This window comes from Andreprevotia lacus DSM 23236 (genome assembly GCF_900176275.1).
Classification (GTDB): Bacteria; Pseudomonadota; Gammaproteobacteria; order Burkholderiales; family Chitinibacteraceae; genus Andreprevotia; species Andreprevotia lacus.
The window spans coordinates 190,410-208,726 of record NZ_FWXD01000003.1 but is presented as its reverse complement, the minus strand read 5'-3'; the positions used below and the strand labels follow the sequence as shown (position 1 = coordinate 208,726).

At 60.0% G+C, this 18,317-nt stretch carries 18 protein-coding genes and 1 riboswitch; of the genes, 14 read left to right on the top strand and 4 right to left on the bottom strand.

Annotation, left to right across the window (positions count from 1 at the left end):
- Positions 1 to 134: 134 nt before the first annotated feature.
- From B9A19_RS04015 to B9A19_RS04005, 3 genes are all read left to right on the top strand, one after another.
- Complete coding sequence (locus tag B9A19_RS04015; protein ID WP_139798635.1) at positions 135 to 716, top strand: hypothetical protein; 582 nt, start codon at positions 135 to 137, stop codon at positions 714 to 716.
- 18 nt (positions 717 to 734) lie between these two features.
- The gene (locus B9A19_RS04010; protein ID WP_245804269.1) at positions 735 to 1,151 is read left to right on the top strand and encodes a DUF4259 domain-containing protein; all 417 of its coding nucleotides are present in this window, start codon (positions 735 to 737) and stop codon (positions 1,149 to 1,151) included.
- 71 nt (positions 1,152 to 1,222) lie between these two features.
- Positions 1,223 to 1,870 (top strand): PH domain-containing protein, encoded by a 648-nt coding sequence (locus tag B9A19_RS04005; protein WP_084089250.1) that lies wholly within the window; start codon positions 1,223 to 1,225, stop codon positions 1,868 to 1,870.
- A gap of 356 nt (positions 1,871 to 2,226) precedes the next feature.
- On the opposite strand, the gene cysB is transcribed toward B9A19_RS04005, so the two are convergent.
- The gene (gene cysB, locus B9A19_RS04000; protein WP_084089249.1) at positions 2,227 to 3,174 is read right to left on the bottom strand and encodes an HTH-type transcriptional regulator CysB; all 948 of its coding nucleotides are present in this window, start codon (positions 3,172 to 3,174) and stop codon (positions 2,227 to 2,229) included.
- A 73-nt stretch (positions 3,175 to 3,247) separates the two neighbouring features.
- Between cysB and B9A19_RS03995 the strand changes: the two genes are divergently transcribed.
- The 9 genes from B9A19_RS03995 (at position 3,248) to B9A19_RS03955 (ending at position 13,089) form a co-directional block, all read left to right on the top strand.
- Positions 3,248 to 4,093, top strand: a complete 846-nt coding sequence (locus B9A19_RS03995) for a sulfite exporter TauE/SafE family protein (protein WP_245804263.1) — start codon at positions 3,248 to 3,250, stop codon at positions 4,091 to 4,093.
- Positions 4,094 to 4,130: 37 nt separating this feature from the next.
- A complete protein-coding gene (locus B9A19_RS03990; protein ID WP_084089248.1) occupies positions 4,131 to 4,832 on the top strand; it encodes a phosphoadenylyl-sulfate reductase in 702 nt (233 codons plus the stop codon).
- Positions 4,833 to 5,052: 220 nt separating this feature from the next.
- A complete protein-coding gene (locus B9A19_RS03985; protein ID WP_084089247.1) occupies positions 5,053 to 5,928 on the top strand; it encodes a glucosamine kinase nucleotide-binding domain-containing protein in 876 nt (291 codons plus the stop codon).
- A 40-nt stretch (positions 5,929 to 5,968) separates the two neighbouring features.
- Positions 5,969 to 6,709 (top strand): GntR family transcriptional regulator, encoded by a 741-nt coding sequence (locus tag B9A19_RS03980; protein WP_084089246.1) that lies wholly within the window; start codon positions 5,969 to 5,971, stop codon positions 6,707 to 6,709.
- Between the two features lie 646 nt (positions 6,710 to 7,355).
- On the top strand, positions 7,356 to 8,618 hold the full coding sequence (locus B9A19_RS03975; RefSeq protein ID WP_245804262.1) for an ABC transporter substrate-binding protein: 1,263 nt from the start codon (positions 7,356 to 7,358) through the stop codon (positions 8,616 to 8,618).
- Positions 8,619 to 8,784: 166 nt separating this feature from the next.
- Positions 8,785 to 10,032, top strand: coding sequence for an ABC transporter substrate-binding protein (locus tag B9A19_RS03970; RefSeq protein WP_084089245.1), 1,248 nt, complete (start codon positions 8,785 to 8,787; stop codon positions 10,030 to 10,032).
- A 99-nt stretch (positions 10,033 to 10,131) separates the two neighbouring features.
- Positions 10,132 to 11,019 carry a carbohydrate ABC transporter permease gene (locus B9A19_RS03965; protein WP_245804261.1) on the top strand — a complete coding sequence of 296 codons (888 nt, stop codon included), beginning with the start codon at positions 10,132 to 10,134 and terminating at the stop codon, positions 11,017 to 11,019.
- 18 nt (positions 11,020 to 11,037) lie between these two features.
- Positions 11,038 to 11,940, top strand: coding sequence for a carbohydrate ABC transporter permease (locus tag B9A19_RS03960; RefSeq protein WP_245804260.1), 903 nt, complete (start codon positions 11,038 to 11,040; stop codon positions 11,938 to 11,940).
- A 42-nt stretch (positions 11,941 to 11,982) separates the two neighbouring features.
- Complete coding sequence (locus B9A19_RS03955) at positions 11,983 to 13,089, top strand: ABC transporter ATP-binding protein (protein WP_084089244.1); 1,107 nt, start codon at positions 11,983 to 11,985, stop codon at positions 13,087 to 13,089.
- Between the two features lie 77 nt (positions 13,090 to 13,166).
- On the opposite strand, the gene B9A19_RS03950 is transcribed toward B9A19_RS03955, so the two are convergent.
- A complete protein-coding gene (locus tag B9A19_RS03950) occupies positions 13,167 to 13,526 on the bottom strand; it encodes a hypothetical protein (protein WP_084089243.1) in 360 nt (119 codons plus the stop codon).
- A gap of 24 nt (positions 13,527 to 13,550) precedes the next feature.
- Positions 13,551 to 14,156 carry an SOS response-associated peptidase gene (locus B9A19_RS03945; RefSeq protein ID WP_245804259.1) on the bottom strand — a complete coding sequence of 202 codons (606 nt, stop codon included), beginning with the start codon at positions 14,154 to 14,156 and terminating at the stop codon, positions 13,551 to 13,553.
- A 140-nt stretch (positions 14,157 to 14,296) separates the two neighbouring features.
- Positions 14,297 to 14,360: riboswitch (Fluoride riboswitch) on the top strand.
- Between the two features lie 74 nt (positions 14,361 to 14,434).
- Between B9A19_RS03945 and B9A19_RS03940 the strand changes: the two genes are divergently transcribed.
- The gene (locus tag B9A19_RS03940) at positions 14,435 to 15,679 is read left to right on the top strand and encodes a voltage-gated chloride channel family protein (protein WP_084089282.1); all 1,245 of its coding nucleotides are present in this window, start codon (positions 14,435 to 14,437) and stop codon (positions 15,677 to 15,679) included.
- A gap of 264 nt (positions 15,680 to 15,943) precedes the next feature.
- Here the strand turns inward: B9A19_RS03940 and B9A19_RS03935 are convergent, their stop codons facing one another.
- Entirely contained in the window at positions 15,944 to 16,879 is a 936-nt protein-coding gene (locus B9A19_RS03935; protein ID WP_084089241.1) for a hypothetical protein, read from the bottom strand.
- A gap of 182 nt (positions 16,880 to 17,061) precedes the next feature.
- On the opposite strand from B9A19_RS03935, the gene B9A19_RS03930 reads away from it, so the two are divergent.
- The gene (locus B9A19_RS03930) at positions 17,062 to 18,306 is read left to right on the top strand and encodes an ATP-grasp domain-containing protein (protein WP_217806982.1); all 1,245 of its coding nucleotides are present in this window, start codon (positions 17,062 to 17,064) and stop codon (positions 18,304 to 18,306) included.
- Positions 18,307 to 18,317: the final 11 nt, after the last annotated feature.

Sequence of the window (18,317 nt, the reverse complement as noted above, 5' to 3'; positions counted from 1 at the left end):
CATGGCCGTGGCGTGTTCTATTGGGTGGGTTAGGTGTTTTGCTCCAACTGCTGTTGCTGCCGCAGTATTGCCTGGGCATTGCACTCAGTCTGGTGTGGTGCTGGCTTGCTGGCGCCCGTGTACGCAATGAAGCGGTGGACATCACCATCGTCTGGCCGTGGCGACGCAAACGGTCTATCTCGTGGGCGTCCGTCAGCGAAGTGCTATTGCGCCATGACGGTGGCAAGAATGTGTCCGCCTCGTTGGTATTACAAGATGGCGAACATGTCGCACTCGATGCCTTTGCCCATATCGAAACCTTGCTGCAAGGGGCGGCAGAGCGGGGCATTCCGGTTTATCGGGTCGGTTGCTGGCCGAAACATGGGCCAACCAAGCCGCAAGCGTTGATGGTGTTTGCGCATGGTGAATTGGTATCGCAGGCAGGTCAGTTGAAAGGCTGGCACAGCTTGTTTGCCTGGGCTGATTCCTCCGCCGTGGCGAACGATCTGGCGCCGGAGGTGCTGATTGCTGCAGAAATGCTGGCCGCAGGGCTGGGCAAGCCGTGCGACGGCTTGCCATCATTATTGGCAAATTGGGTAGCCAACGCAGGCGCGTCGCCGGATGTCGTGGTCGATCATTTCATCCCGCAGTTGAAGAATGCGCTGGATGCCATGAGTGCAGACGTTGCCATGGAGCGGGCTTTGTATCTGGCGGGGCTATGGCAGCGTTTGCGGTGAGCAACAGTTGGTTTGATTGTGGGCGACGATATGGGTGCATGGGATACGAGCACACTGGGTAATGATGTGGCGCTGGATACGATGGCAGAGCTGACATCGGCATCTGGCTGGAAAGCGGTTGAGCGGGTGCTGGACGTAGCTGCCGGTGAGGTGGCGCAAGACGGCGGCGCATCAGACCGCACCGCCAGTGCCGCGCTGTGTGCTGCCGAACTGGTTGCCGGAGCGCTCGGGCGCCCGGCAAGTGGGGTGCCTGAAAGTATGGCGCAGTGGCTTGCTCAGACCGCGCCACCACCTCCCTATGTGCTTGCCAATGCCAGACGGATAACCCGGGCGGTAATGCATGAGTCCGAAACGCGCGAGCTATGGCTGGAAGCTGGGCAGCTTGACCCTTGGCTGGACGAGGTCAAGGCACTGATGGCGCGGCTTGGCGCGTAATGCCCTCGTGCGGGCTCAGACCCCCGGACGCTGGTTTGACGACATTGATGTCAACTGGAGGCAGCAAACTGATGCATCTCGTGTTCAGCATTCTGGCTTGGCTATGGAGTCTGGGACTGCTGCTGCGTGCAGGATTGCTAATGCATGACCTGCGGCGGTGGTGGCGTCTTCCGGGGCCGACACGTACTGAGTTGCTGCATAACGCCATCAGGGGCTTGCGGTCGCGCTGGCAGTTTTATGCGGCCTCCTTGCCCGGCGACTTGAGTAACGTGCGCCGTCAGGCAGTACGTCAGCCCTGGCTGGCGGCGACTGGCCTGTGGCGCTGCCTGCGATGGCGACTCCATGCGCTCGTGGTGGCACTGCTCGCCATCCCTCTGCCGGTGCTCATCGTCTTGTGTGTGCTGCCGTTTCTGGTTGCCAATACGCTGCTGGCTACGCGCGTCGCCATCGATGATCAAGGCGTCAGTATTCGTCGTCTGGGCAGGAAACGTCGCTACGTGCCTTGGTCCGACATCAAAACGGTGGGTGAAACCGGCTTCCTCATGGACAGGGATGGCTTCGTTCAACTGATGTCAGATGAGCAAATCCGCTTGCCGCTGACGGGCTGGCGCTGGCCGGCAGACTTGTTTGCCGAAGCGCAACGACGCGACATTCCTGTGCTCAGCGATCTCTGGACAGCACACCAGCACAGGCGCGCTAGATCCCCGCACGATTGTTGAACCTCGCAGAGCCTGCAACGGTAGGTCAACGCTTGTTAGCGTGACGGGTTTAGCCAAAGATCCAGCAGGATTATCGCCAGCATAATGATCAAGCCTGTGGCCACAACAACGCCTGATCTCTTGCTGGCATGTTGTCGGTATTACCTCAGCAATATTGGCCACACCAAACAAAAATCTAATGCTGGGTGCTGCTCCTGATCGTTGTCACGATGTGTGAGCACGTACAGCAGGGCCCACAGCACGCAAACCAAACCAAATCCGAATACTAAGTAGACGTGCTGCATGAGCCATCCGATCATTCTTCGTTGGTTTCCATGTGTGATCGGGTAGTGCTCAGCGGGCTGTTGTCCTCGAACTTAGCCCTCATTTCCATCGCTGATCTCGCACAGCAACGCATCCTGCACCTGCTTGCGGGTGAGGTGCGGGGCGAAGAGTTCGATGAAGTCGAAGGCGTAGCCGCGCAGATAGGCATCGCGGCGGATGCCAATGCGGGTGGTGGAGGGGTCGAACAGATGGCCAGCTTCGATGGCAACCAGGCCGGTGTCGCGTTCCGGTTCGAACGCCATGCTGGCGATGATACCGACACCCAGGCCGAGGCCGACGTAGGTTTTGATCACGTCGGTGTCGATGGCGGTGAGCACCACATTCGGCGTCAGCCCTTCATTTTCAAAGGCGCGGTTGATCTTGTTGCGACCGGTAAAGGCGAAATCGTAGGTGATCAGCGGATAGGCAGCGATTTCGTCCAGCGTGATCGGGTGATCCAATGCTGCCAGCGGGTGGCCCACGGGCACGACCACGTCACGATTCCAGTTGTAGCAATCGAGCATGGCCAGCTCGGGGTAGTGATCGATGCCCTCGGTGGCGATGGCGAGGTCGGCGCTGCCATCGACGACCATTTCGCTGATCTGGGTCGGGCTGCCTTGCTTGATCGACAGTCGCACCTTGGGGTAGCGCGCCAGAAAAGCCTTGATGGCCTTGGGTAGAGCGTAGCGCGCCTGCGTGTGCGTGGTGGCAATGGTCAGGCTGCCGCCCTCGACATTGACGAATTCCTCGCCGATGCGCTTGAGGTTCTGCGCCTGCATCAGCATGCGTTCGGAGATGCGCAGGATTTCGCGCCCCGGCGCGGTTACGTCCACCACGCGCTTGCCGTTGCGGATGAAGATCTGTACGCCCAGTTCGTCTTCCAGCAGACGGATCTGTTTGGAGATGCCCGGCTGCGACGTGTGCAGCTTTTCAGCTGCTTCCGACACGTTCAAACCTTGCTTGGCGACTTCGACGAGGTAACGCAGTTGCTGCAGCTTCATGGCCTATCCGAATAAATAACCGATGCGTCTATCATCGTAACATAACAGTCTAAGGACTTATAAACATGATGTTATGATCGCCGGCTATTTGCAACTGGGTATGGGCATCATGGCATGGTTGTCCGAGCTGCTGGCGCAGCTTAATTGGGTTTATGTGGTTTCCGGTTTGGCGGTGGGTTTCATCGTCGGCATGACCGGGGTAGGGGGCGGTTCGCTGATGACGCCCATCCTGGCACGGCTGGGCGTCGGCCTGCCGACGGCGGTTGGTACCGATCTGCTGTATGCCGCGATTACCAAGTCCGGCGGCATTTATGTGCACCAGAAGCACAAGAATATCGATTGGGACATCACCGGCCGCCTGGCGATGGGCAGTTTGCCGGCTGCAGCGCTGACCATTCTCGTCTTGCATTTGTCGCATGCAGACCCATCTACGATTACCAAGCTGATGAAGTTCACGCTGGGCATCGCACTGGTGATTACCGCGCTGGCCATTCTGTGTAAAAACCGTTTGCTGGCGTTTGCGCAGCAGCACGCCAGTGACTGGCTGGATTTGCCACCGCGCACCCTGCTGTGGGCCACCATTGGTGTCGGCGTCTTGCTGGGCGTGATCGTTACGCTCTCGTCGATCGGCGCCGGGGCGCTAGGCACGGTGGCCTTGTTCCTGCTGTATCCGCGCATGCCGACGGCACGACTGGTGGGCACTGAAATCGCCCACGCGGTGCCGTTGACCTTGCTGGCCGGCCTTGGCCATGCCGGCCTTGGCAACCTGAACTGGGCTTTGCTGTTGAACCTGCTGTGTGGCTCGCTGCCGGGCATTTATGTCGGCAGCCATCTGACCGGTGCAGTGCCGGAAAAGGTGTTGCGCCCGTGTCTGGCGGTGATGCTGGGCATCGTTGGCTGTATGCTCGTGTTTAAATAGTGCTTTGCGCCTGTTAGCGACTAGAGGGAGTAGTGGAATGAGCCTGGAACAGAAGATTGCCGATACGCTGGCGTGCCTGAAGCAGATCGAAGCCGAATACAGCCCGGCGATTTTTGCCAATTCCTATGGCGCCGAAGACATGGTGCTGACCGATCTGATCGCCCGGCATGGTCTCAAGATCGATCTGTTCAGCCTCGATACCGGCCGCCTGCCGGCCGAGACTTATACGCTGATGCAGGAAACCGCCACGCGTTACCCGGTAATACCAGTCAAGGTCTACTTCCCCGATGCGGCGCAGGTAGAGCAGTACGTGAACGAAAAAGGCATCAATGCCTTTTATGAATCGGTGGACCTGCGCAAGGAATGCTGCCGCATCCGCAAGCTGGAGCCGCTCAAGCGCGCACTGGCCGGCCGCAAGGCGTGGATTACCGGTTTGCGTCGCCAGCAATCGACCACACGTACCGAGATGCAGATCAAGGAATTCGACAGCGGCAACGGGCTGGAGAAATTCAACCCGCTGATCGAGTGGACCGAGAAGGAAGTCTGGCAATACATCCGCGATAACGGCGTACCGTATAACGCACTGCACGATCAGCACTACCCGTCGATTGGTTGCGCGCCCTGTACGCGCTCCATTGCCATGGGCGAGGATGTGCGTGCCGGCCGCTGGTGGTGGGAAAACCCCGATCTGAAAGAGTGCGGCCTGCATGCCAAGGTGTCGTCACTCATCAAGCCCTGAGCTGCGATACGGGCACCGGAAAACGGCGCAAAAACGGAGGTCCTGTCCGTTTTTTGCGCCGTTGTCTTGTCTGCTGCGTTGACAGCAACCGGGCTGGCTGACTAGATTTGCGCTCTGGTCTATATATACCTATCAGGCGCTTGGCATACGCAGGCGCGCTGCGCCAACCAACAGCCGCAAACAAGCGGCGATGAAAACAGCATTTTCACAAGGACAAGCAATGAGTATCAAGTATCTGATCGGCGTTGATGGTGGCGGTACCGGCACCCGTATCTGTATCGCCGGTCTTGATGGCGTTGAACTGGTGCGCGCCGAAGGTGGCCCGTCGGCACTCGGCCAGGGCGTCGACAAGGCCTGGACCAATATCACGCTGGCGATCCGCGATGGCTTTCGCAAACTGGGCATCGACCGCCCGGATTTCCACGAGTGCGCGGTCGGCTTTGGCCTGTCCGGCGTCACCGTGAAGGCATGGGCGCAAGAGTTCGAGAACAAGAACCCGGGTTTTGCACAGATCGTGGTCGAGACGGACGGCTTTTCCACCCTGCTGGGCGCACACAATGGCGGGCATGGCGGCATCATCGCCATCGGGACAGGTTCTATCGGTGAAGCCTGGCTGGCCGATGGTTCGCGCCTTGAAGTGGGCGGCTGGGGCTTCCCGACTTCGGATGAAGGCTCGGGTGCCTATCTGGGCTTGAAGGCCATCAACCACGTGCAGCGCCTGATGGACGGCCGCCGCCCGCTGACCGACTTTGGCCGCAAGCTGCTGTCGATTACCGGTGACACGCGCGAGAAGGTGTTCGAGTGGATGGGCAAGATGAAGCAGACCGAGTGCGCATCGCTGTCGCACGTGGTGGTCGAATTTGGCGAAAAGGACGAGCTGGCCAAATCCTTCCTGCTCGATGCCGGCCGCGAAGTCGAGATCATCGGCCAGGCGCTGCGTGCCACCGCACCGCAACTGCCGCTGGCGATCTGCGGTGGTGGCCTGTCCGAAGCATTGCGCCCGTATATTCCGGCCAGCTTCCTCGCTACCACCAGCCGGCCGCAAAAAGACTCGTGCGCAGGCGCGTTGCTGTTGATTCACAAACACCAGCACTAAACCGAGCTTGAGGCGTTGATCCCGCAGGAGGGCCGAACGCATGCAGTCAACCCAGAAACTGCAAGTGCTCCGGCCTGATCCGGACAGCGCTACACCGCTCTACCTGCAGCTGGCCCACAAGCTGGCTGCCGCCATCCAGGCCGGTTTCTGGCGCCCCGAAGAGCCGCTGCCGTCCGAGCGCAATTTCTGCGACCTGCTCGGTGTTTCGCGCGTGACCGCGCGCAAGGCGCTTGATCTGCTCTATGAACAGGGGCTGATCCTGCGCCGGCAGGGCGCTGGCACCTTCATTACCCCCAAGCTTGAACAGCCGCTGACCCGGCTGACCAATCTGTCCGAGATGCTCAAGCAGCGTGGCTTCACGCCCGGCTCCAAATGGCTGAGCCGCGAAGTGGTGGCTGCCAGCCCGGAAGAAACCTCCCGCCTCAATCTTGCCCCCAACAGCCAGGTCAGCCGCCTGCTGCGCGTGCGTACCGCCAACGATACGGTGATGGCGGTGGAAGAAACCGCGCTGCCGCAAACGCTGGTGCCCAACCCGCAGCTGATTGGCGATTCGCTGTATGAATTCCTCAGTGTGCACCGGCTGGCCGTGGTGCGCGCGCTGCAGCACATTGCTGCAGTCAATGCCGACGAGCGCCTGGCCGGGCTGGTCGATATCCCCGTGGGCGGCGCCATGCTGCATCTGATCCGTGTCGGCTATCGCGACAACGGTCAGGCAGTCGAGCTGACTCACTCCTGGTTCCGCAGCGATTTCTACGATTTCGTGGTCGAACTGCACCGCTGAAACCGCAGTCTGACTGGCTGCGTCAATTGTGGTTTCTGCTCATTTCCATGTCATGGTTGTAAAAATGCAACAAATTTTTTGCGCATGCTGCTGCATTGCGCCTGCCAAAGCGCGCCAGCGTTTACGGCTGCCATTGTTGTCTTGCTGTGTGGCTGGCCACTTGCGGCTATATGACAAAATGTAGTTGCACGCCATTTTGGTGCATCAGGTATTTCCCGAACTACATAAAACGCTTGTTCGGTATTGGCTAATTCGCTGTTTTTAAAGTGCGAAAGCGCTGCGCCGTGGCTGTGCTTTGTAGTTTCAATCTGGTGCGTTCCGTCCTGGGTTACAAGCGGCGTTGCTTGGGCCTTGCATGCATGGCGGCGGGGCGATCTTGAGAGAGGTCAAACCTTGCTGCAGTGCACATTCATTGCCCGCAAAAATTGTTGTAATCTGGCCCAGCCGATACCAGTTGCGGCGCTCCGTCCAGACCAGTGCAGATAACGCTGGCAGGCGAGATGCAGCGGCCCGTCCAGGTCGACCCGCAGCGTGGCTGGCGCCATATAACAACGATTTGACGAGGCGTGTGGCGAGTGATTATGGTTACTTCGCCTGGCGATCTGCGTTGAGCAAAAAGTCCAAAACCTAGTCCAAGGATAGATCGATGATGAAGTTCAAACGCTCGCTGGCACTGACTGCAGCCGTATTTGCGGTAACGACCATGACGGCAATGGCGGCCGAGAAAACCAAGATCGAATTCTGGTCGAACAGCCTGTCGCCCAAGTTCGATACCGTGATGAAGGATCTCACTGGCAAGTTCAATGCGTCGCAAGGCGACATCGAAGCCAAGTGGGTGGATGTGGATTGGGATGCTTTCCTGCCGCGCCTGACCGCCTCGCTGGCTGGCGGTACCGCGCCGGATCTGGTGAATCTGCCCAAGCCGTGGATGGACGAGCTGGCGCAGAAGAAGCTGCTGCTGCCGATTACCAAACAGGTGGCCGGTTTCAAGGGCAATTACACCCAGGGCGCGTTGAAGGACGTGACCTACGAAGGCGACAAACAGATTTACGGCATGCCGTGGTACCAGGTGACCGGCGTGTTGTTCTATAACAAGGAGCTGCTGACCAAGGCCGGCGTGAAAGAGGCGCCGAAGAGCTTTACCGAGCTCCTGAGCGTGGCCAAGCAGGTGAAGGAAAAGACGGGCGTGACCGGTTTCGCGCCCAAGCTGAACGACGGTTTTGCCGGTTGGTTCCTGTATGACGGTTTGCCGGTGGTGAAAAACGGCAAGGCGGTGTTCAACAGCCCCGAGCATGTAAAGCTGGTTGAAGCGTTTGCAGATGCTTACAAGTCTGGCGCCATCCCGAAGGATGCGTACAAGATGGGCTTCGAAGAGCAGATCGCAGCGTTTGACGGCGGCAAGGTCGCCATTTTTGCCGAAGGCGCACATGCGCTGAAACGCACGCAAACCGACGCACCGAAGATCTATGCGCAGACCGGCGTGGCCCCGTTCCCGCTGGCGCGTGGCAAGACGCCTTTCGGCGGCTATCTGTTTGTCTGGTCTGTACCCAAGACCTCCAAGCATGCGGATGCGGCGGTCAAGCTGGGTCAGTTCCTGACCTCGGATGATGCGCAGCTGGCGTTTGCCAAGGCATCGGCCACCTTCCCGTCGACCAACAAGGCGCTGGCTGATGCGTTCTTCCAGGCAGGTGCCAAGTCGAACGATCCGGTGGCCAAGGCATTGTCGACCGCAGCCGATTCGATCAAGGTGACCCAGACGCTGACCGTGTCGGGCCTGCCGGACGAAGCTGCCATGAACAAGAAGCTGGACGAGGCTGTGGAAGCAGCCATCACCGGCCGTACTCCTGCCAAGCAGGCGCTGGATGAGGCAGCAGCGTACTGGAACGAAAAGTTCTCTGCCAAGAAGTAAGTTTGGATGGTTTGAATAGATTTGCAGCGGTAGTTTCTCTGGTACACTGCCGCTGCAAAATTAGAAATCCGCATGATTTAGTGGTTTAGCACTGGGTCAGATGTGGTGTAATCGCCGGGAATTGTTCCGGGCGTTTTTGTCGGTAACTCCTCGAGGAAGACAAGAGATGAAGCTCAAGAAGATGTTGGCCGTTGGCGCGGTCGTGTTCGGCTTTGCTGCTCTGCAAGCACACGCTGACACCGAACTCGAATTCTGGACCATGAACCTGGCTCCGAAGTTCAACGGTTACTTTGACCAAGCCGTCACCAAGTTCAACGCTGCCAACCCGGGCCTGAAGGCCAAGTGGGTTGACATGAACTGGGACCAAATCCAGCCGAAGCTGGTTGCGTCGATCGCTGCTGGCAACCCGCCGGCGCTGGTGAACTTCAACGTGCCTTGGGTGCACGAGTTCGCTGCTCAAGGCAACCTGGTCGCTCTGGACCAATACCTGGGCGCTGACAAGAACAACTACTCCACCGCTGCCCTGAAGGACGTTACCGTCGGCGGCAAGGTGTACGCGTTCCCGTGGTACAACTCGGTTTCGATCATTGCCTACAACAAGGACATCCTGGCCAAGGCTGGCGTGAAGGCTGCTCCGAAGACCTTCGACCAACTGGTTGCTGACGGCAAGCAAATCACTGCCAAGACTGGCCTGCCGGCATTCGCGCCGAAGCTGGGCAACTTCGTGGGCTGGTTCTACTACGCTGGTCTGCCGGTTATCGAAAACGGCAAGGCTGTGTTCAACTCGCCGAAGCACGTAGCATTCGTGCAGAAGTTCGCTGACCTGTACAAGGCTGGCGTGCTGCCGAAGGACGTGTTCAAGGTTGAATTCGAACAAGAAATCGCCCTGTACAACGCTGGCAAGATCGCGATGATGACGACTGCTCCGCAGGCTCTGAAGCGCACTGAAACCGATGCCAAGGCTATCTACGACAAGACTGGCGTTGCCAAGTTCCCGGAAGATGCTGGCAAGCAAGCATTCGGCGCATGGCTGATGGACTTCGTGGTACCGAAGGGTGCCAAGGATCCGGCCGCTGCTGCCAAGCTGGGCAAGTACCTGACTGGCGACGAACAGCAAGTTCTGTTCTCGAAGGCGACAGAAACCACCTTCCCGTCCACCAAGAAGGGCAACCTGGATCCGTACTTCCAGGCTGGCGCCAAGTCGGCTGACGTTGTCGACCAAGCTCGTGCCGTTGCTGCCGGTTCGATGGACAACGCTCGTACACTGTACCTGGCTCCGGGCGTTCTGCCGGACGAAGCTACTCTGACCAAGAAGCTGCAAGACGAAGTTCAAAGCGCGATCGAAGGCCGCAAGCCGGTCAAGGCCGCTCTGGATGAAGTTGTTGCCGCCTGGAACGAAAAGCTGGCCAAGTAATTTTTACTTGAGTTAGCAAGCTTCAAAAAAACGGAACTGCCGGCAACGGCAGTTCCGTTTTTCCCCACCTAAGAATTAAAAATCCAGTCGAGTTGCGCCGTGAAAACTTCCAGCAGCTATACCGCTATCGCCTATCTATTCTTGGCCCCCGCCTTGATTTTGATGGGCATCTTCACTTTCTGGCCAGTCGGGTTTAACACTTATCTCGCTTTCCAGGACTACAGTCTTGCCGACGGTACGTCGACGTGGAACAACTTCGCCCATTTCAAATACATCTATGGCGAAGAGCTGTTCCACCAGGCCATCAAGAACTCCCTCTTGTGTCTGCTCGTCGTGCCGGTGATTCAGCTCGCCGCGCTGGTTGTGGCCAAGCTGGTCAATGACAAGCTGCCTTTTATCACCCTGTTCCGGGCCTCATACTACATCCCGGTTATTACAGCAGTATCGATCGCTGCCGTGGTGTGGACCAACGTCTACAAGTATGACGGCATGCTCAACCTGGTCCTGACCTGGTTCCTGCAGAAGCTGCACATCCTGGCTGCTGGCCAGGTGGTGGACATCCAGTGGATCGGTGATCCGAAGATCGCCATCTTCTCGGTCATGGGCTTTGTGTTCTGGAAAGGCATCGGCTACTACATGGTGCTGTACCTTGCCGGTCTGCAGGCCATTCCGGCCGAAGTGGAAGAGGCCGCCGTGCTTGACGGCGCCAACGCCTGGCAGCGTTTCTGGAAAATCACCGTGCCGATGGTCAAGCCGACCATCCTGCTGTGTACCCTGCTGTCGACCATTGCCGCGCTCAAGATCTTCCAGGAAGTCGCGGTGTTGACCCGTGGTCAGTCGGATACCTATACCGCACTGTTCTACGTCTATGCCCAAGCGTTCCAGAACTACAACTTCGGTCGCGCAGCTGCCGCCAGTCTGGTGGTGACGTTCTTCTGCATGATCCTGGCCGTCGTTCAGTTCCGCTTCTTCGGCGACAAGAAATAACAGGTCAAGGTAACCAACATGGCATCCAATACGCTTCGTCGCATTATCGGCCTGATTCTTCAATACGCAGGCTTGCTGGCCTTCATGGCCTTCACCACTTTCCCGTTCTTCTGGGCGCTGTCGGTCGCACTGTCGGCTGACCCGTCCTACATCTGGCTGTTCCCGGATGCCTTCGTGCCGCATGATTTCAGCTTCATGTGGTTCAAGCGCGTGTTTGCGGAAATGCCGTTCATGGTGTATCTGAAGAACTCCACCATCATGTCCTTCTGGACCATCATCGGTGTGGTCGCTGTTTCGGTCATGGCGGGCTACCCGCTGGCACGCCTGAAGTTCCCGGGCCGCGGGCTGATCTTCGCCGGCATCATCGCCACGCTGATGCTGCCGTCTGAAACCAACATCATCCCGAACTTCATCACGCTGAAGAACTTCGGCATGTGGGCTGCTGCGCTGCAGGAGCACCTGCATCTGCCGTCGGACTGGAACATGCGTGAGTGGGTGGGCCTGAACAGCTACTTCGGCGCCATTATCCCCAACTTTGCCGGTGCCTTCGGTATCTTCCTGATGAAGCAGGCCTTCGAGCAGATCCCGCAGGATCTGGTGGATGCGGCCCGCGTCGATGGTGCTACCGAGTTGCAGATCATGTGGCGCGTGATGGTGCCGGTGTCGATTCCGTCGATTGCCGCGCTGACCATCTTCACTCTGGTGAACGCCTGGAACGACTATCTGTGGCCGTCCATCGTGATGAACAGCAAGGAAAAACTTCCGCTGGCCGTGGGCGTGTTCAACGACCTGACCGGTCCGTTTGCCACGTCGACCAGCCTGGTGATGGCCGCCATCGTCATGACGGTGATTCCGGTTCTCATCTTCTTCGCATTCACCCAGCGTTACTTCATCGGCGGCCTCGACGGCGCGGTCAAGTAAGCCACGGCTCACGCATACCAGATATTTTAAGGAATCGACTCAATGGCTTCGGTTACCCTCAAAGGCATCAAAAAGAACTACACCAAGGATGTTCAAGTCATCAAGGGTGTGGACCTGGAAATCAAGGACGGCGAATTCGTCGTTTTCGTCGGCCCGTCGGGCTGCGGTAAATCCACGCTGCTGCGCATGATCGCCGGTCTGGAAGACATCACGGAAGGTAGCCTGTATATCGGTGATACCCTGTCCAACGATATCCACGCTTCCAAGCGCGGTATCGCGATGGTGTTCCAGTCCTACGCGCTGTACCCGCACATGTCGGTTGCCGACAACATGGCGTTCGCGCTCAAGCTTGCCGGCACTGCCAAGGAAGAAATCGCCCAGCGCGTGAACAAGGCCGCTGAAATCCTGCAGATTACTCATCTGCTGGAGCGCAAGCCCAAGGCCTTGTCGGGCGGTCAGCGTCAGCGCGTGGCCATCGGCCGCGCCATCGTGCGTAACCCCAAGGTCTTCCTGTTCGACGAACCGCTGTCCAACCTGGACGCGTCGCTGCGTCTGAACATGCGCGTCGAGCTGTCCAAGCTGCACCAGGACCTCGGCACCACCATGATCTACGTGACCCACGACCAGGTCGAAGCCATGACACTGGCCGACCGTATCGTGGTGTTCAACGCCGGCATCATCCAGCAAGTCGGTTCGCCGCTTGATCTGTATGAAAACCCGTCCAATCTGTTCGTGGCCGGCTTCCTCGGTTCGCCGAAGATGAACCTGCTCAAGGCACAGCTGGTAGGCGTTGAGCAGGGTATCGCCGTGGTGCGCCTGCCCAAGGGCGTGACACTGCGTGCTGCCGTTGACGCCAAGCGCGGCAAGGTCGGTGATGAGGTGACGCTGGGTATCCGTCCGGAGCATCTGCGCGTGGCCTCCATGGGTGAAGCTGGTGCCGTGCCGGCCCGCGTCGACCTGATCGAGCACCTGGGTGACCATGTACTGGCGTACATCGAAATCCCGGGCATCAACGACATCCTCAGCCTCAAGCTGCCGGGTCACACCACCGAGCTGAAGTACGGTGATTCGATCCACGTACTGTTCCCGGAAGATGATTGCCTGCTGTTCGATAGCGAAGGCATCGTGTTCAATCGCGTACGCAAGTAAGCGCGATGGACGCAAAAAGCCTGCCGGTTCGGCAGGCTTTTTTTATGCCCGGCCCGGGCAAGGGTAATTGGCTGAGCTTACTCTTCGTGTGATGCCTTAATGCTGCGTTTGCCACGGCGTGGCTGCAGTCGCAATCTGGCGCGCCTGGCCTGCTTGCTGGCAATGATGGTTGCCAGCGCGATATCCGGCGATTTGCGAAAGCCTTGCCGCCGCTTCAGCTCGGCGCTGCCGCGCGCGCGGACCTCGGCGTTTGCCGCGCTCTCCTCATCCAGCGTGGCGGTGCGCAGCATGGCGTCGGCTCCGTGCCGTGCCGCGCGCCGGCTGAACTGCTTGTTGCGGCGGATGTTGCGCCGGCTCGATGTCGGGCATTCACCATAGGCATTGCGGCGGTCTTTGGCGAGGCTGAGTCGTTTTTTCTCGGGTGGGGTGCGGCGCATTCGGGTGTTCCTGTTTCGTATCAGTCAGAACAGGCTGGCATTGCGGGCCGGCTCGGCCGCCCGGGCGGACAGTGCTCCATCCGGTGGCAGCCGCAGCAGGCTGCGTGCCTCCTCCGGCGTGGCGGCATTCAGCCACCCGTCGTAGTCTGCGCGGGCCACAATGACCAGGCTGCGCTTTTCGTCCCCCGGCTTGTGCATGCGCCGCATCAGCGGGTGCTGGTCGGCATTCACGGTGATCTGGCTGAACGAAAAGCTGTAGCCACCGTCTTCCTCTGCCCACGGGCGCCAGATACCGGCTACGGCAAACGGCGTTTCATTCGCCATGGCAATGCGGTAGCGTTCGGCGCGACCGGATTCATAGCAGGGTTCATAAAACGCCTGCATGGGCACCAGACAACGGTATTGCCTGGCCCAGGCCGTTTTGTAGCTCTTGAGCTGGCCCACGGTTTCGGCGCGTGCATTCATGGTGGCGTAGTGTTTTGCGCCCGGCGGCAGCTTGCGCTTGGGCACCATGCCATAGCTGGCGAGCAACACCTCGGTATCGCCACGCTCGCCGGTCACCACGATGGGGGCTGCATAGTCTTGCCAGACCTCGTCAGCCCAGCCGCTATCGATTACGGGCAGGTTCATGTATTGCTGCAGGGTTTGCGCGGGCAGCGAACGGTAGTTGACGCACATGGGGCAGGGCAGTAGCGGTAATGTCTCAGCATAAATGCAGTGCGCGAATTTGTCCCCGACGTTGCATCATGGGCGGGCCGGTTCTAGAATCTGCAGGGTACGGAGATGGCATTCCTCCCCAAACCGCCCTGACCGGCTGATGATGCCTGCACACGTTCCCGGTGGCGGACGCGCTGCAGGTGCGCCTGTCGATCACCCGCCGGGTTTGCCCACACGACAAATCTGGTGCCATGTTCAAGATTTCCTCGCTGTTGTCCCAACTCGTCTATCTGGCCAAATGGGTGCTGCTGGCCAGCGTTGCTGCGCTTGCCACTGGCTCTGCCACCGCGGCATTCCTGTTCGCGCTTGATTGGGCCACGCATACGCGTGAAACGCACCGCTGGCTGCTGCTGTTGTTGCCGTTGGCCGGCTTTGTGGTCGGCTGGCTTTATCTGCGTTTGGGCAGCCGTGTCGAAGCCGGCAACAACCTGTTGATCGACGAAATCCACGACCCGCAGAAAGTGGTGCCACTGCGCATGGCGCCTCTGGTGCTGGGCGGCACGGTGATCTCGCATCTGTTTGGCGCCTCGGTGGGGCGCGAGGGAACAGCGGTGCAAATGGGCGGTGCGCTGGCCGATCAGCTCACCCACCTGTTCCGCCTGCAACACGAGGACAGGCGGCTACTGTTGATGGCCGGCATCAGTGCCGGCTTTGCTGCGGTATTCGGCACGCCGCTGGCCGGCGCGGTGTTCGGGCTGGAGGTGCTCGCCATCGGCCGGCTGCGCTATGACGCATTGCTGCCCTGCGTGGTTGCAGGCATCGTGGCCGACCGCGTGGCGCTGTGGTGGGGCGTGCTGCATACCCATTATGCGATCGGCAGCATTCCTGCCATCGGCATCTACAGCCTTGGAGCCGTGCTGGTGGCCGGGTTGCTGTTCGGCCTGGTCGGCATGGCCTTTGCCCGTGCCAGCCATGCCCTGTCCGGCTGGATGAAGCGGCGTATCGCCTATGCCCCGTTGCGCCCCGTGCTGGGTGGGATAGTTGTCGCAGCAGCGGTGTTGGCGCTGGGGGCTGACCGCTATATCGGCCTGGGTATTCCGACCATCGTGCAGGCCTTCCAGCAGCCGCTGGCGCCGTGGGACTTTGCCGGCAAGTTTGCCTTTACCGTGCTGTCGTTGGGTACTGGCTTCAAAGGGGGTGAGGTGACGCCGCTGTTCTATATCGGCGCCACACTGGGCAATGCACTGGCGCCATTATTGCACCAGCCCTTGCCGTTGCTGGCCGGCTTGGGTTTTGTCGCAGTGTTTGCCGGCGCGTCCAATACACCGCTGGCGTCGACTTTGATGGCCATGGAGCTGTTCGGCGCCGATGTCGGTATCTATGCCTTGCTGGCTTGCACCATGGCATATCTCTTTTCCGGTCATCACGGCATTTATCGTGCACAGCGCGTGGGGCAACACAAACGGGCCGGGGAGTACCCCGAGCACGAGGCCTAGGGCCTGTTAACACTTATTTCGCGCTTGCGCTGGGCCGCAAAGAGGTCAGCTACAAGGCACGCAACGCAGGCAATAACCGGTTATTGCCAAGGCGCGTAACGCCGTAGATGGCCTCTTTGCGGCCCAGCCCTGCGGGTTCGGGGTATTTCGGGCGGTTCGCTGCGTTGCAAACCGCTTGCGGTACCCGTACCGCGGCGCGTTCTGCGCCTTGCGCTCCATCCCGAACTACCCCGAACGCAAGCGTGAAATAAGTGTTAACAGGCCCTAGTTCGCAGTCAGGTACTGACGCAAAAACGCGCGCCGGGCTGGCTGGCGCTGCAGCCAGTCTGTTGCGTTGAACTGCAGCACGGTGCGCGTGCCATCGCTCAGCGTCGTTTCAAACGGGCGCCCCAGCAGCTCGGTGTGCACGTAGACGGCGAATGACTCGGCAAAGTCGTCATACACGCTGGTTGCCGCATACAAGGTGGGGAAGGCGCTTTGTGCCAGCGCCTGATACACGGGCTGCACATCCGTTGCCGCCAGCGGGCGGTCTCCGGCGTAATCCACCTTGTCCAGCAGCGGTAGCGTATTGGCCAGCGTGGGGACGATGCGCTTGTCGGCACTGATGGTCCACGCCAGTTGCAGGAAGGCATAGTCGGCCGTATTGCCCAGCTCGGCGCTGCTGCGCCACCAGTCGGGCAGGATGGCTTCGCCGGTGGACAGCACATGCGCAAACTCATGCAGCAGGATGTGCTGGATCGCGGTCTTGCGCGTGTTGTCGGCGCCATCGGCAATGCGCAATGCCAGGTTGGCGTTGCCGGGCCGGAAGGGGATGTTGATCTTCCAGCTGGCCCACTGGTTGGCGGTGCGCTGCATCAGCACCTCGGCATCAAGCAATACGAAACAGCCGATGATGTTACCGCTCTCGTCCAGCAGCACGTCGGTCAGCCCGGTCGAGCCCAGCCCGGCCACAAAGTAGATGCCCAGCAGCTTGCTGGCCAGCCGCTGCTGCAGCGTGGCGGGCAGCTCGGTGATGGCCTGGGCGACGTCGGCCAGGAAGTCGGTGGGTAGCGCAACCGGGCGCAACTGGCGCGGGTTGCCGGTCAGTGCGTTGGCGTAGCTGAAATAGTCGATGAAGTGTTGCGGTGCGGTTGCCGCGCGTTGCGTCAGCGGGAGTGCAAGCCGGGCGCGCCAGCTGCCAGTGCCGGATAGGATGACCATGCGGGGCCGAAAGGATGGACTAAAGTGCAACGATAGCACCGTCGGCCGCTGCCTGCATGCGCGCCGCCATCCAGACAAACCGCGATTGCCATGCCGCGCGTCTACTTGCATGCTGTAGGCAGCTACTGTCGCCAATTGCAAGAGAGCGGTATGCTCGGCCGCTTTCCTTCCGGAATCCCAGCGTGACTTTCACCTCCAGCCCGCTTGCCGGTACTTCCCGTTTCAGCATGCCTTACAAGGGCATGGCGCCCTTTTTGCGCATGAGCATTGCCGGTGTCGACATGCGGCCGTTGGCGCAGGCCATGCTGGCGCAGGCAGGCGCCGAGCCGGACAACGCCGCGCTGTGGCTCACGCTCTCGACGCTGATGCTGGCCATCGGCCAGCGTGATTCCGGTCTGGCGATACAGGGGCAGGCGCTGTCTATGGCGCGCACCTATCGCATCCCGGCAGCCAGCCAGCCGCCACGCCTGACGGTGCTGGTGCTGATGACCGATGGTGAACTGTCGGCCAATACGCCGCTGGAATGCCTGCTGGAAAACACCGACATCGAGCTGATCTATTACTACCTGTCGCCGCAAGCCTGGTTTGCCGAGGAAATTCCCGAGCACGACGTGCTGCTGGTGGGCATGGGCGAGAGCGATGCCACGCAGGTGATGTTGCAAGCGCTGCCCGAAATCCTCGCGCAGTGGCCGCGCCCGGTGCTCAACCATGCCAGCCATATCCCCAAGGTGGGGCGCGAATACGCCAGCGCCATGCTGCAGGGTGTGCCTGGCTTGCTGATGCCGCCGACCTGGCGCACTGACCGTGCCACTTTACAACAAGTGGCTGCCGGCACCGCTGCTGCGCTGGCGTGCTGGGCGGATTGCGATTTCCCGCTCATCGTGCGGCCGGTGGGCTCGCACGGCGGGCATGGGCTGGCGCGCATTGCCGATACGGCCGCGCTCGCGGCCTATCTGGCCGCCGAGGGCGGGGATGATTTCTATGTCTCCCGCTTTGTCGATTACAGCGGCGCGGACGGCCAGTTTCGCAAGGCGCGCGTGGCCTTGGTCAGCGGGCAAGCGTTTGCCTGCCATATGGCAGTGTCGTCGCACTGGATGGTGCATTACCTGAATGCCGGCATGTATGACGACGCCGACAAGCGCGCCCAGGAGCTGGCCTTCATGGACCGCTTCGACGACTTTGTGGCGCGCCATCGTGTTGCGCTGGACGAGATCGCCAGTCGCACCGGGCTGGACTATGTCTGTATCGACTGTGCTGAAACCCGCGATGGCGAGTTGCTGGTGTTTGAAATCGACCACGCCATGGTGGTGCACGCCATGGATGAGGAGCACATGTTTCCGTACAAGCAAATCCACATGGCCAAGGTGCGCAACGCCTTCCGCGATTTGCTGTTGCGCACGCAGGCAGCCGGCCAGGCTGCGGCCTGATGGCCATGGAG

Coding starts and splice junctions, on each gene's coding strand:
- B9A19_RS03960 (WP_245804260.1), top strand. CDS start 11,038: ATGGCATCCAATACGCTTCGTCGCATTATCGGCCTGATTCTTCAATAC.
- B9A19_RS03995 (WP_245804263.1), top strand. CDS start 3,248: ATGATCGCCGGCTATTTGCAACTGGGTATGGGCATCATGGCATGGTTG.
- B9A19_RS03950 (WP_084089243.1), bottom strand. CDS start 13,526: ATGCGCCGCACCCCACCCGAGAAAAAACGACTCAGCCTCGCCAAAGAC.
- B9A19_RS03985 (WP_084089247.1), top strand. CDS start 5,053: ATGAGTATCAAGTATCTGATCGGCGTTGATGGTGGCGGTACCGGCACC.
- cysB (WP_084089249.1), bottom strand. CDS start 3,174: ATGAAGCTGCAGCAACTGCGTTACCTCGTCGAAGTCGCCAAGCAAGGT.
- B9A19_RS03955 (WP_084089244.1), top strand. CDS start 11,983: ATGGCTTCGGTTACCCTCAAAGGCATCAAAAAGAACTACACCAAGGAT.
- B9A19_RS03980 (WP_084089246.1), top strand. CDS start 5,969: ATGCAGTCAACCCAGAAACTGCAAGTGCTCCGGCCTGATCCGGACAGC.
- B9A19_RS03935 (WP_084089241.1), bottom strand. CDS start 16,879: ATGGTCATCCTATCCGGCACTGGCAGCTGGCGCGCCCGGCTTGCACTC.
- B9A19_RS03940 (WP_084089282.1), top strand. CDS start 14,435: ATGTTCAAGATTTCCTCGCTGTTGTCCCAACTCGTCTATCTGGCCAAA.
- B9A19_RS03975 (WP_245804262.1), top strand. CDS start 7,356: ATGATGAAGTTCAAACGCTCGCTGGCACTGACTGCAGCCGTATTTGCG.
- B9A19_RS03945 (WP_245804259.1), bottom strand. CDS start 14,156: ATGAACCTGCCCGTAATCGATAGCGGCTGGGCTGACGAGGTCTGGCAA.
- B9A19_RS04005 (WP_084089250.1), top strand. CDS start 1,223: ATGCATCTCGTGTTCAGCATTCTGGCTTGGCTATGGAGTCTGGGACTG.
- B9A19_RS03970 (WP_084089245.1), top strand. CDS start 8,785: ATGAAGCTCAAGAAGATGTTGGCCGTTGGCGCGGTCGTGTTCGGCTTT.
- B9A19_RS03990 (WP_084089248.1), top strand. CDS start 4,131: ATGAGCCTGGAACAGAAGATTGCCGATACGCTGGCGTGCCTGAAGCAG.